Annotated in this window: 11 protein-coding genes; all 11 read left to right on the top strand. The window is 69.5% G+C overall.

All coding sequences use genetic code 11. The annotated features are described in order from the left end of the window. Positions 1–36: 36 nt before the first annotated feature. The 11 genes from ilvD (at position 37) to EDF47_RS16060 (ending at position 12145) form a co-directional block, all read left to right on the top strand. Complete coding sequence (gene ilvD, locus EDF47_RS16110; protein WP_123292267.1) at positions 37–1731, top strand: dihydroxy-acid dehydratase; 1695 nt, start codon at positions 37–39, stop codon at positions 1729–1731. A 47-nt stretch (positions 1732–1778) separates the two neighbouring features. Further along, the gene (locus EDF47_RS16105; RefSeq protein WP_123292268.1) at positions 1779–3602 is read left to right on the top strand and encodes an acetolactate synthase large subunit; all 1824 of its coding nucleotides are present in this window, start codon (positions 1779–1781) and stop codon (positions 3600–3602) included. Next, complete coding sequence (gene ilvN / locus EDF47_RS16100) at positions 3599–4099, top strand: acetolactate synthase small subunit (protein ID WP_022907763.1); 501 nt, start codon at positions 3599–3601, stop codon at positions 4097–4099. The genes EDF47_RS16105 and ilvN overlap by 4 nt, the downstream gene beginning before the upstream one ends. A gap of 51 nt (positions 4100–4150) precedes the next feature. Beyond that, positions 4151–5176 (top strand): ketol-acid reductoisomerase, encoded by a 1026-nt coding sequence (ilvC, locus tag EDF47_RS16095; RefSeq protein ID WP_111085939.1) that lies wholly within the window; start codon positions 4151–4153, stop codon positions 5174–5176. 212 nt (positions 5177–5388) lie between these two features. Next, positions 5389–6579, top strand: a complete 1191-nt coding sequence (locus EDF47_RS16090) for a mannitol-1-phosphate 5-dehydrogenase (RefSeq protein WP_123292269.1) — start codon at positions 5389–5391, stop codon at positions 6577–6579. Positions 6580–6640: 61 nt separating this feature from the next. Then, complete coding sequence (locus EDF47_RS16085; protein WP_111085937.1) at positions 6641–7105, top strand: hypothetical protein; 465 nt, start codon at positions 6641–6643, stop codon at positions 7103–7105. After that, the gene (locus EDF47_RS16080; RefSeq protein ID WP_123292271.1) at positions 7102–7482 is read left to right on the top strand and encodes a hypothetical protein; all 381 of its coding nucleotides are present in this window, start codon (positions 7102–7104) and stop codon (positions 7480–7482) included. Before EDF47_RS16085 ends, EDF47_RS16080 begins: the two co-directional genes overlap by 4 nt. Before the next feature lie 77 nt (positions 7483–7559). Next, a complete protein-coding gene (serA, locus tag EDF47_RS16075; protein WP_123938753.1) occupies positions 7560–9149 on the top strand; it encodes a phosphoglycerate dehydrogenase in 1590 nt (529 codons plus the stop codon). Next, positions 9149–10219 (top strand): 3-isopropylmalate dehydrogenase, encoded by a 1071-nt coding sequence (locus EDF47_RS16070; protein ID WP_133938879.1) that lies wholly within the window; start codon positions 9149–9151, stop codon positions 10217–10219. Before serA ends, EDF47_RS16070 begins: the two co-directional genes overlap by 1 nt. 15 nt (positions 10220–10234) lie before the next feature. Further along, entirely contained in the window at positions 10235–11344 is a 1110-nt protein-coding gene (locus EDF47_RS16065; protein WP_133938877.1) for a branched-chain amino acid aminotransferase, read from the top strand. Positions 11345–11374: 30 nt separating this feature from the next. Next, the gene (locus EDF47_RS16060; RefSeq protein WP_111085932.1) at positions 11375–12145 is read left to right on the top strand and encodes a fumarylacetoacetate hydrolase family protein; all 771 of its coding nucleotides are present in this window, start codon (positions 11375–11377) and stop codon (positions 12143–12145) included. Positions 12146–12509 lie beyond the last annotated feature (364 nt).

Raw genomic sequence — 12509 nt, 5'->3', positions numbered from 1 at the left:
CGCGACTGGTATCCCAATCGGTCCTAGACTCGCTCCATGCCTGATATCGACGTCAAGCCGCGCAGCCGGGTCGTCACCGACGGGATCGAAGCAACCACCTCGCGTGGCATGCTGCGGGCCGTCGGTATGGGAGACGAGGACTGGAGCAAGCCGCAGATCGGCATCGCGTCCTCGTGGAACGAGATCACGCCCTGCAACCTCTCGCTCGACCGCCTCGCACAGGGCGCCAAGGAAGGCGTCCACTCCGGCGGCGGCTACCCGCTGCAGTTCGGCACCATCTCCGTCTCGGACGGCATCTCGATGGGCCACGAGGGCATGCACTTCTCGCTCGTCTCGCGCGAGGTCATCGCCGACAGCGTCGAGACCGTCGTCAACGCCGAGCGCCTGGACGGCACCGTCCTGCTCGCCGGCTGCGACAAGTCCCTGCCGGGCATGCTCATGGCCGCCGCGCGCCTCGACCTGGCGAGCGTGTTCCTGTACGCGGGCTCGGTCATGCCGGGCTACGTGAAGCAGGCCGACGGCACGATGAAGGAAGTCACGATCATCGACTCCTTCGAGGGCGTCGGCGCCTGCAAGGCCGGCACCATGTCCGAGGAAGAGCTGAAGAAGATCGAGTGCGCCATCGTCCCGGGCGAGGGCGCCTGCGGTGGCATGTACACGGCCAACACCATGGCGAGTGTGGCCGAGGCCCTCGGCATGTCGCTGCCGGGCTCCGCCGCCCCGCCGAGCGCCGACCGCCGCCGTGACTACTACGCGCACCGCTCCGGCGAGGCCGTGGTGAACATGCTCGAGCACGGGATCACCGCCCGCCAGATCCTGACGAAGGAAGCCTTCGAGAACGCGATCGCCGTGGCGATGGCCCTCGGCGGCTCCACCAACGTCATCCTGCACCTGCTCGCCATCGCCTACGAGGCCGAGGTCGAGCTGTCGCTGGACGACTTCAACCGCATCGGTTCGAAGGTCCCGCACCTGGCCGACATGAAGCCCTTCGGCAAGTACGTCATGGTCGACGTCGACCGCAACGGCGGCATCCCGGTGATCATGAAGGCGCTGCTCGACGCCGGCCTGCTGCACGGTGACTGCCTCACCGTCACGGGCAAGACCGTCGCCGAGAACCTGGCCGAGATCGACCCGCCGGCGCTCGACGGCGAGGTCTTCCGCACGCTCGACAACCCGATCCACGAGACCGGCGGCCTGACCGTCCTGCAGGGGACCTTCGCCCCCGAGGGTGCCGTGGTGAAGACCGCGGGCTTCGACGCCGAGGTGTTCGAGGGCCCCGCGCGGGTGTTCGACCGCGAGCGTGCCGCGATGGACGCCCTCACCGAGGGGAAGATCCAGAAGGGCGACGTCGTCGTCATCCGCTACGAGGGCCCCAAGGGCGGCCCGGGCATGCGCGAGATGCTCGCCATCACCGCAGCCATCAAGGGCGCGGGCCTCGGCAAGGATGTACTACTCTTGACCGACGGACGATTCTCAGGCGGCACAACCGGCCTGTGCATCGGCCACATCGCACCCGAGGCAGTGGACGCAGGTCCAGTTGCCTTCGTGCGCGATGGCGACCGCATCCGTGTCGACATCGCGGCTCGCTCGCTCGACCTACTGGTCGACCCGACCGAGCTGGAGGCCCGCCGTGACGGCTGGGCCCCGCTGCCCCCGCGCTACACCCGCGGAGTCCTCGCGAAGTACGCCAAGCTCGTGAAGTCCGCCGCCCAGGGCGCGGTCACGGGCTAGCGTTCGACACACGCACCATCGCCACCTCTCCAGGCAAGGACCACCTCATGCCCACGGAAGCAACTCCGCTGTCCGCGGCCGCCGGTGCACGCCGGTCGCCGGAGATCCTGACCGGCTCGGGAGCCGTCCTCCGGACGCTCGAGCACCTCGGGATCACCGACGTCTTCGGCCTGCCGGGCGGTGCCATCATCCCGTTCTACGACGAGCTCATGGCGTCGAAGACGATCCGCCACATCCTCGTCCGCCACGAGCAGGGCGCCGGCCACGCCGCCGAGGGCTACGCCTCGGCGTCCGGCAAGGTCGGTGTCGCCATCGCGACGTCCGGCCCCGGTGCGACGAACCTCGTCACGGCCATCGCCGACGCCTACATGGACTCGGTGCCCTTCATCGCGATCACCGGCCAGGTGTTCTCGACGCTGATGGGGACCGACGCGTTCCAGGAAGCCGACATCGTCGGCATCACGATGCCGATCACGAAGCACTCGTTCCTGGTCACGGACCCGGCCGACGTGCCGGCGACCCTGGCCGCGGCGCACCTCATCGCGACGACCGGTCGGCCCGGCCCCGTGCTGGTGGACATCACGAAGGACGCCCAGCAGAAGTCGGCGCCCTACGTCTGGCCGCCCAAGATCGACCTGCCCGGCTACCGACCGGTCACCAAGGCGCACGGCAAGCAGATCACCGCGGCCGCGCAGCTCCTGGCCGAGGCCGAGCGTCCGGTGCTCTACGTCGGCGGCGGCGTGATCCGCTCCCGTGCGACCGCCGAGCTGCTCCGCTTCGCCGAGGCGACGGGTGCGCCCGTCGTGACGACGCTGATGGCACGCGGCGCCTTCCCGGACTCGCACCCGCAGCACCTCGGCATGCCCGGTATGCACGGCACCGTCCCGGCGGTGCTCGGTCTGCAGGACAGCGACCTGATCATCGCGCTCGGTGCCCGCTTCGACGACCGCGTGACGGGCAAGGCCGACGAGTTCGCGCCGAACGCCAAGGTCGTGCACGTCGACATCGACCCGGCCGAGATCTCGAAGATCCGCTTCGCCGACGTCCCGATCGTGGGCGACGCCCGTGAGGTCCTGGTCGACCTGCTCGACGCGTGGGGCGGCATCGCCGTCGACGACCGCGCCTCGACGGCCGACTGGTGGACGAAGCTCCGCCAGCTCAAGGTCGACTTCCCGCTCGGGTACGCCGAGCCGACCGACGGGCTGCTCGCCCCGCAGGCCATCATCAAGCGCATCGGCGAGCTCTCCGGACCCGAGGCCGTCTACGCCTCGGGTGTCGGACAGCACCAGATGTGGTCGGCGCAGTTCATCAAGTACGAGCGCCCGAACGCCTGGCTGAACTCCGGCGGCGCGGGCACGATGGGCTACTCCGTCCCCGCCGCGATGGGCGCGAAGGTCGCCCAGCCGGACCGCGTGGTCTGGGCGATCGACGGCGACGGCTGCTTCCAGATGACGAACCAGGAACTCGCGACCTGCGTCATCAACGACATCCCGATCAAGGTCGCGATCATCAACAACTCGTCGCTCGGCATGGTGCGGCAGTGGCAGACGCTGTTCTACGACGGTCGTCACTCGTTCACCGACCTCGAGACCGGCCACGACTCGCGCCGAGTGCCCGACTTCGTGAAGCTGGCGGACGCGTACGGTGCCCTCGGCATCCGCGTCGAGAAGGCCGACGAGGTCGACGCCGCCATCCAGCTCGCACTCGAGACGAACGACCGCCCCGTGGTGATCGACTTCGTCGTGAGCCGTGACTCGATGGTCTGGCCGATGGTCCCGCAGGGAGTCAGCAACTCGTCCATCGAGTACGCCCAGGCCCTCGCACCCACCTGGGACGATGAGGACGCCGACATGACGGGGGAAACCGCATGAGCCACGTCCTGTCCCTCCTCGTCGAGGACAAGCCCGGTCTGCTGACCCGCGTCGCGGGCCTGTTCGCCCGCCGCGGGTTCAACATCGAGTCGCTCGCCGTCGGCAACACCGAGGTCGACGGCCTCAGCCGGATCACCGTCGTCGTCGACGTCGAGGACCTCCCGCTCGAGCAGGTGACGAAGCAGCTCAACAAGCTCGTCAACGTCATCAAGATCGTCGAACTGGACTTCTCGCAGTCCGTCCAGCGCGAGCACATGCTCGTGAAGGTCCGCGTCGACAACCAGACACGGTCGGCCGTGCTCGAGGCAGTGAACCTGTTCCGCGCACAGGTCGTCGACGTCGCGAACGACTCGCTCATCGTCGAGGTGACCGGAGACCCCGGCAAGATCCAGGCGATCCTCCGCGTCCTCGAGCCCTACGGCATCAAGGAGCTCGCCCGTGCGGGACTCCTCGGCATGGGTCGCGGACCGAAGAGCATCACCGACCGGGTGCGCTGACCAGCGGTCCGCCACCCCCACAATCCACCAGAACCAAGGAGACACACCCTCGTGACTGACATCGTGTACGACGCCGACGCCGACCTGACGCTCATCCAGGGCAAGAAGGTCGCCGTCATCGGGTACGGCTCGCAGGGCCACGCCCACGCCCTCAACCTCCGTGACTCGGGTGTCGAGGTCAAGATCGGCCTCAAGGAGGGCTCGAAGAGCCGCCAGAAGGCCGAAGAGGCCGGCTTCGAGGTCCTCACCCCGGCCGACGTCACCGCCTGGGCCGACGTCGTCGTCATCCTCGCGCCGGACCAGGTCCAGCGCATCGTCTACGCCGACGACATCCGTCCGAACCTCAAGCCGGGCGCCACGCTCGTCTTCGGCCACGGCTTCAACATCCGCTTCGGCTACATCGAGGCGCCCGAGGGCGTCGACGTGTCGCTCGTCGCCCCGAAGGGCCCGGGTCACACCGTCCGTCGCGAGTACGAGGCCGGCCGCGGCGTCCCCGTCATCGTCGCCGTCGAGGTCGACGCGTCGGGTTCCGCCTGGGACCTCGCCTGGTCGTACTCGAAGGCCATCGGTGGTCTGCGCTCCGGCGGCATCAAGACGACCTTCACCGAGGAGACCGAGACCGACCTGTTCGGCGAGCAGGCCGTCCTGTGCGGTGGCACCTCGCAGCTCATCCAGTACGGCTTCGAGACCCTGGTCGAGGCGGGCTACCAGCCGCAGATCGCGTACTTCGAGGTCCTGCACGAGCTCAAGCTGATCGTCGACCTGATCTGGGAGGGCGGCCTCACCAAGCAGCGCTGGTCGATCTCCGACACCGCCGAGTTCGGCGACTACGTCTCCGGCCCGCGCGTGATCTCGCCCGACGTCAAGGAGAACATGAAGGCGGTGCTCGCGGACATCCAGAACGGTGCCTTCGCGAAGCGCTTCATCGACGACCAGGACGCCGGCGCACCCGAGTTCAAGGCGCTGCGCGCCAAGGGCGAGGGCCACCCGATCGAGGCGACCGGCCGCGAGCTCCGCGCGCTCTTCGCGTGGAAGCAGAACGACGGCGACTACGTGGACGGCTCGGCAGCGCGGTAGTCTTCCGAGGAACACTCGATGACGAGGCGGCGGTGCAGCCCTTGCACCGCCGCCTCGCGACGTGACCCGAACGTTATGCAGCAGCTCTTCTCCAGCCCCGACGCCGTGGACCGGCGTCCCCTCGGCGTGCGCCCGGACGATGTGCGACAGCCGTCGTCCGCGGTCCGCACGAGCGGTCAGGGGCGGACCGACCAGCATGGGATGATCATCGGATGGCGGTGACGAAACGAGCGGTCCACATCGGCGCCGGCAAGATCGGGCGTGGGTTCGTGGGCCAGTTCCTCGTGGCGAGCGGCTACGAGCTCACCTTCGTCGACGTCGACGACCGTGTGGTGTCCGCGTTGAACGAAGCCGGACGCTTCGTGGTGCACGAGGTCGGCGAGATGCCGGTCGAGCACCTCGTCTACGGCTTCCGGGCGCTCAGCAGCAAGACCGACCGCGACCGCGTGATCCAGGCGATCGCCGAGGCGGACGTCGTGACGACCGCCGTCGGCGCCCGGACGCTCCCGCTCGTCGCACCGCTCATCGCCGAGGGACTCGCGGCACGTCCGCTCGAGCGCGGCGACGTCACGATCGTGGCGTGCGAGAACGCGTTCAACGCCACCGATTCGCTGCACGCGAGCATCCGGCGTGCGCCGGTGCTCGAGGACCGCGACATCGCCGCGGTCTTCGCGAACTGCGCCATCGACCGCATCGTCCCCGACCAGTCCGGCGTGCTCGGGCAGTCCGGCGGCCTCGACGTCGTGCTCGAGCCCTTCTACGAGTGGGTCATCGAGCGCACGCCGTTCCTCGGCTCCGACGCCGAACCCCCGACGATCGAGGGCGTCACCTGGGTCGACGACCTGCAGCCCTTCGTCGAGCGCAAGCTCTACACGGTGAACACCGCGCACGCGACGGCCGCCTACCACGGCTACGTCCGGGGCATCCGGCTCATCCGCGAAGCCCTCGAGGACGACGCCGTCCGTGCCGAGGTCGACGGCGTGCTCGCCGAGACCACCGCGCTGCTCGTCGCGAAGCACGGCTTCGACCCGGAGGACCACGCTCGGTACGTCGCGGCGAACCTGTCGCGCATCGCGAACCCGCACCTCCCCGACACCACCGTGCGCGTCGGACGCAACCCGCTCCGCAAGCTCGGCCGACGCGAGCGCTTCGTCGGTCCCGCCGCGCAGCTCGCCGAACGCGGGTTGCCGGTCGAGCACCTGCTCGGGGCCGTCCGCGTCGCGCTCGCGTTCGACGACGAGAACGACCCGGAGTCGATCGAGCTGCACGCGCTGCTCCGCTCCGGCGCGACGGCGCACGCGCTCACCGAGATCCTCACCGGCCTGATGGAGAGCCACCCGCTCTTCCCCGCCGTGCGCGACGTCGTCGCCGAGGTGCTCGCGACGCAGCCCGCCGACGCCTGAGCGCACCGCCCACCGGGAACCCGTGGTCTCCCCGTGCGCCGGTCCCTCGTAGGATCGAGGCATGAACACGGCAGCATCCCCACCCGACGGGTCGGTCGACCCGGACGTGACGAACGCCGTCGACCACGACGACGAGGCGCTCAGCTGGGGTGACGCCGACGACGCCACCCACGTCGACGCCGCGCACAACCCGGTCGCCGTCAAGGACCGTGGCGACCGCGACCCCGAGGCACCGGAGACCTCCGGCGCCCTCGTCGGGTTCGGCGTGTTCGGTGGGCTCTACCTGCTCTACACGGTCGCCTGGCTGCTGACGGCGTCGACCTCGTACGTCTCGGGTGTCGACACCGTCCTGACGGTCTTCGTCGAGGTGCTCCGGTTCCTCGCCATCCTCGCGCCGGCGCTGTGGTTCACGGTGGTGCTGTGGGCCGCCCGCGGCAGCCGGACCCGGACACGACTGCTCTGGATGCTGCTCGGTGCCGTGGTGCTGTTCCCGTGGCCGTTCCTGCTGACGCGGAGCTTCGGGTGACCGCCGCGACGCCGGTCGGCCGCCGGTCGCGCGGTCCGGTCGTCGGCCGCATCGCGGTCTGGCTCGTGTTCGCCGTGCTCTTCGCCTACATGACGGTGCAGGCGGTGGGGAACCTCACGCAGATCTCGCAGCGGGTGGACGAGTTCAACGCGTTCCTCGCGACCACCTCCGGTGGCGAGTCGCTGCAGGCGAGCACACCCTGGGTGTGGCTGGTCCTGGACATCCTGATCGCCCCGGTCGCCTTCGTGGTCGCCCTGGTGATCACGCGTCGTGCGCGGCTCGCGGTCACCCTCGCCGTGTTCGTCCTCGCCTTCGCGGCGGCGGGCGCCCTCTGGCTCGACCTGCAGCTGTTCGTGCCGAGCCTGCTGCAGTTCTAGGCGCCGCGGTCGTAACGGGCCGCGCACGTCGATAGCATGGTGGGATACCAACCGTCTCTCGTGAGGAAACAGCAGCTGTGTCGAAGCCGGTCGTCCTGATCGCCGAAGAACTCTCGCCCGCCACGGTCGACGCCCTCGGGCCCGACTTCGAGATCCGGAACGTGGACGGCACCGACCGCCCCGCGCTCCTGTCGGCCCTCGCCGACGCGGATGCCGTGCTGGTGCGTTCCGCCACCAAGGTCGATGCCGAGGCGATCGCCGCGGCCCCGAACCTCAAGGTCGTCGCCCGTGCCGGTGTCGGCCTGGACAACGTCGACATCAAGGCGGCGACCACCGCCGGTGTCATGGTGGTGAACGCGCCGACGTCGAACATCATCTCCGCCGCCGAGCTCACCGTCGGGCACATCCTGTCGCTCGCCCGCCACATCCCGGCCGCGCACGCGTCGCTGGCCGCCGGTGCGTGGAAGCGCTCGTCGTACACCGGCGTCGAGCTCTACGAGAAGACCGTCGGCATCATCGGTCTCGGCCGCATCGGCGCGCTCATCACGCAGCGCCTGCAGGCCTTCGGCGTCCAGGTGATCGCGTACGACCCCTACGTCACGACGGCTCGCGCCCAGCAGCTCGGGGTCGAGCTCGTCTCCCTCGACGACCTGCTGCGGCGTGCCGACTTCGTCACGATCCACATGCCGCGCACGCCCGAGACCCTCGGCATGATCTCGGACGACCAGTTCGCGCTCATGAAGCCGACGGCGTTCGTCGTGAACGTCGCCCGCGGCGGCCTGATCGACGAGGACGCCCTGCACCGTGCACTGACCGCGAACACCATCGCGGGTGCCGGCCTCGACGTCTTCGTGTCGGAGCCCCCGAAGGACTCCCCGCTCGTCGCGCTGCCCAACGTCGTCGTCACGCCGCACCTGGGTGCCTCGACGGACGAAGCGCAGGAGAAGGCCGGCGTCTCGGTCGCCAAGTCGGTGCGTCTCGCGCTCGGCGGCGAGCTCGTGCCGGACGCGGTCAACGTCGCCGGCGGCGTCATCGACCCGTACGTCCGCCCCGGCATCCCGCTCGTCGAGAAGCTCGGCCAGGTCTTCACGGCCCTCGCCACGTCGCCCGTCACGAGCATCGACGTCGAGGTCCACGGCGAGCTCGCCGAGTACGACGTCAGCGTGCTCAAGCTCGCGGCGCTCAAGGGCGTCTTCACCGACGTCGTCAGCGACCAGGTCTCCTACGTCAACGCCCCGCTCATCGCGGAGCAGCGCGGTGTCACCGTGCGGCTCATCACCGAGACCGACAGCCCCGAGTACCGCAACGTGCTCACGATCCGCGGCGCCCAGTCCGACGGCCCCGCGATCAGCGTCTCCGGCACGCTCACCGGCCCCAAGCAGGTCGAGAAGCTCGTCGAGATCAACGGGCACGACGTCGAGGTCCCGCTCGACCGGCACCACGTCGTCATGGAGTACGTCGACCGCCCGGGCATCGTCGCGGTCTACGGCAAGGAGTTCGGCGAGGCCGGCATCAACATCGCGGCGATGCAGATCTCGCGCGAAGCCGCCGGCGGCCAGGCGCTCAGCGTCCTCACCGTCGACTCGCCGGTGCCCGCCGAGATCCTCGAGCACGTCGGCCGGGCGATCGACGCCTCCTCGCTCCGCGAGATCGACATCACGCTCTGATGGCCGTCCGGACGCTCCAGCTCGCGGTGATCCGCGGGGACGGCATCGGACCAGAGGTGGTCGACGAGGCCCTCAAGGTCCTGCACGCCGTGACCCCGGACGACCTCGTCATCGAGGAGACCCCGTTCTCGCTCGGTGCGACGCGCTACCTCGAGACCGGTGACATCCTCACCGAGGAAGACATGTCCGCCATCGCGTCGCACGACGCGATCCTGCTCGGAGCGGTCGGCGGGGACCCCCGCGACCCCCGGCTCGCCGGCGGGATCATCGAGCGTGGGCTCCTGCTGAAGCTGCGCTTCGCGTTCGACCACTACGTCAACCTGCGACCGACCAAGGTCCACGACGCCGTCGCGACGCCGCTCGCCGACCCGGGCGCGGTGGACTTCGTCGTCGTGCGCGAGGGCACCGAGGGGCCGTACGTCGGCAACGGCGGAGCGATCCGCACGGGCACGCCGCAGGAGATCGCGACCGAGGTCTCGCTGAACACCGCGTTCGGTGTCGAGCGGGTCGTCCGCTACGCCTTCGACCTGGCGAACCGTCGGGCACGGAAGCACCTCACGCTCGTGCACAAGAGCAACGTCCTGGTGCACGCCGGGGCCCTGTGGCAGCGCACGGTCGCGGCCGTCGGCGCGGAGTTCCCGGACGTCACGGTGGACTACCAGCACGTCGATGCGGTCACCATCCACATGGTGCGGGATCCTGCTAGGTTCGACGTCATCGTCACCGACAACCTCTTCGGCGACATCATCACCGACCTGGCCGGCGCGATCAGCGGCGGCATCGGTCTGGCGGCCTCGGGCAACATCAACCCGGACGGCACCTTCCCCAGCATGTTCGAGCCGGTCCACGGCTCCGCGCCGGACATCGCGGGTCAGCAGAAGGCCGATCCCACGGCCGCCATCCTCTCCGTCGCCCTGCTGCTCGACCACATCGGTCGCAGCGACCTGGCGACGGCGGTGACGCGGGCCGTCGAGGCGGACCTGGCAGACCGGGGCACCACGCAGCGTCGCACGGCCGAGATCGGCGACGCCATCGCCGCCGCGGCCACGGCACGCACCACCACCGCCTGAGAAGGAGCCCTCCCCATGAGCACCGACACCGCCTTCGGACTCGAGTTCGCCACCACCCCGTCCGCGGACCGTCGTGCCGCCGCCGAGCGCGAGGAGATCCTCGCCGACCCGGGCTTCGGCAAGCACTTCACGGACCACATGGCCACCGTCGAGTGGACGCTCGACGGCGGTTGGCACGGTGCCTCGGTCCACCCCTACGGCCCGCTCTCGCTCGACCCGAGCGCCAGCGTGCTGCACTACGCGCAGGAGATCTTCGAGGGGCTCAAGGCGTACCGGCACGCGGACGGGTCGGTGTGGTCCTTCCGCCCGGACGCCAACGCCCGTCGGTTCCAGCGGTCGGCCCGTCGGCTGGCGCTGCCGGAACTGCCGGTCGAGGCCTTCGTCGAGTCGATCCGGCAGCTCGTGCAGACCGACGTCGACTGGGTGCCGTCCGCGCCCGAGACGAGCCTGTACCTCCGGCCGTTCATGATCGCGACCGAGTCGTTCCTGGGGGTGCGTGCGGCGCAGGCGGTGGCGTACCACTGCATCGCGAGCCCGGCCGGGGCGTACTTCGCCTCGGGCCCGAAGCCGGTCTCGATCTGGCTGTCGACCCAGTACGCCCGTGCCGGCAAGGGCGGGACCGGTGCCGCCAAGACCGGTGGCAACTACGCGTCGTCGCTGCTGCCACAGCAGGAGGCCTACGAGCACGGGTGCCAGCAGGTCATGTTCCTCGACTCGGTCGAGGGCAAGTACCTCGAAGAACTCGGCGGCATGAACGTCGTGCTCGTGAAGTCCGACGGCACGCTCGTCACGCCGGATTCCGACTCCATCCTCGAGGGCATCACGCGCGACTCGATCCTGCAGTTGGCAGAGGACCGCGGGCTCACGGTCGAGAAGCGCCGGGTGACCCTCGACGAGTGGCGTGACGGTGTGGCCGACGGCTCCATCACCGAGGCGTTCGCCTGCGGGACGGCCGCCGTCGTGACCCCGATCGCGGAGCTCCGCGGCGAGGGCTTCACGATCGGTTCGCCGACCGAGGGCGCCGGGGAACTCACGATGTCCCTGCGCGACGAGCTCACCGACATCCAGTACGGACGTCGTCCCGACCCGCACGGGTGGATGACGAAGCTGACCGACGCGTCCTGATCGACGTCCGAGCGTGGGTAGGGTCGAACGGTGAAGATCGCACGGTTCAGCAGCAAGGGTGAAGACCCCCGGTACGGCATCCTCGACGAGCGGCACCTGGTGGTGCTCGCTGGAGACCCGATGTACCAGGGGTTCGAGACCACGGGGGAGCGTGTCGCACTCGCCGACGCCAAGCTCCTCGCCCCCGTCATCCCGCGGTCGAAGGTCATCGGGGTGGGGCTCAACTACCTCGAGCACGCTTCGGAGATGGACGAGCGCGCCGGCGACGACCCGGTGGTGTTCCTCAAGCCGAACACCTCGGTGATCGGACCCGACGAACCCATCCGTCTGCCGGCGGACATCGGCCGCGTCGACCACGAGGGCGAACTCGCCATCGTGATCGGATCGCTCGCCAAGAACGTCCGGCGCGAGGACTTCGCGAGCGTCGTGCTCGGGTACACGATCGCCAACGACGTGACCGCCCGCGACCTGCAGGCCCGCGACGGCCAGTGGACCCGTTCGAAGGGGTTCGACACCTTCTGCCCGCTCGGCCCCGTGATCGAGACCGAGATCGACCCGTCGGACATCCGCATCGAGACCCGCGTGGACGGCGACCTGCGCCAGGCGGGCTCGACGAACGAGATGGTCCACGACATCCCCTCGCTGGTCGAGTTCGTGTCGTCGATCTGGACCCTGCTGCCCGGTGACGTCATCCTGACCGGTACCCCCGCCGGGGTCGGCCAGATCCGCGACGGCGAGGTCGTCGAGGTCACGATCTCGGGCATCGGCACGCTCAAGAACCCGGTGATCGCGCGCCACTGACCCGGCTCGTCACCCCACGGCCCGTTCCCCCTCGGGGGAGCGGGCCGTTCCGCGTTCGGCGCCGATCCGGGCGACACGCCCGGGATGCAGCCTGGCTTGGCGCAGCCGTTCGTCCCTGCGTAAAGTGATCACTCGTTGCCACGGCGGCGGAGAACGGAACGGCTGAGACGGTCACTGGGTTTACCCGGGGATCTTGTCCGCCACGGTTCTTCCCCGGGCAGCGGATTCACCAGCCTCTCTGGCGGAGCATCTTCGGGTGTCGAGCGGGGGAGTGCGTCTGGTCCTTGAGAACTCAACAGCGTGCACATTGTCAATGCCAATTTATTGATTGACCTCGTGCCTGGGCAGCTTCGGTTGTTCAGGT

Origin of the sequence: Curtobacterium sp. PhB190, from assembly GCF_004365385.1 — a bacterium.
In the GTDB taxonomy this organism is placed as follows: domain Bacteria; phylum Actinomycetota; class Actinomycetes; order Actinomycetales; family Microbacteriaceae; genus Curtobacterium.
This window is presented reverse-complemented; position numbering and strand designations above follow the sequence as displayed.

Bases quoted from the DNA above. Each gene is read 5' to 3' on its own strand.
- ilvD (WP_123292267.1), top strand. From the start codon at position 37: ATGCCTGATATCGACGTCAAGCCGCGCAGCCGGGTCGTCACCGACGGG.
- EDF47_RS16105 (WP_123292268.1), top strand. From the start codon at position 1,779: ATGCCCACGGAAGCAACTCCGCTGTCCGCGGCCGCCGGTGCACGCCGG.
- ilvN (WP_022907763.1), top strand. From the start codon at position 3,599: ATGAGCCACGTCCTGTCCCTCCTCGTCGAGGACAAGCCCGGTCTGCTG.
- EDF47_RS16090 (WP_123292269.1), top strand. From the start codon at position 5,389: ATGGCGGTGACGAAACGAGCGGTCCACATCGGCGCCGGCAAGATCGGG.
- EDF47_RS16085 (WP_111085937.1), top strand. From the start codon at position 6,641: ATGAACACGGCAGCATCCCCACCCGACGGGTCGGTCGACCCGGACGTG.
- EDF47_RS16070 (WP_133938879.1), top strand. From the start codon at position 9,149: ATGGCCGTCCGGACGCTCCAGCTCGCGGTGATCCGCGGGGACGGCATC.
- EDF47_RS16065 (WP_133938877.1), top strand. From the start codon at position 10,235: ATGAGCACCGACACCGCCTTCGGACTCGAGTTCGCCACCACCCCGTCC.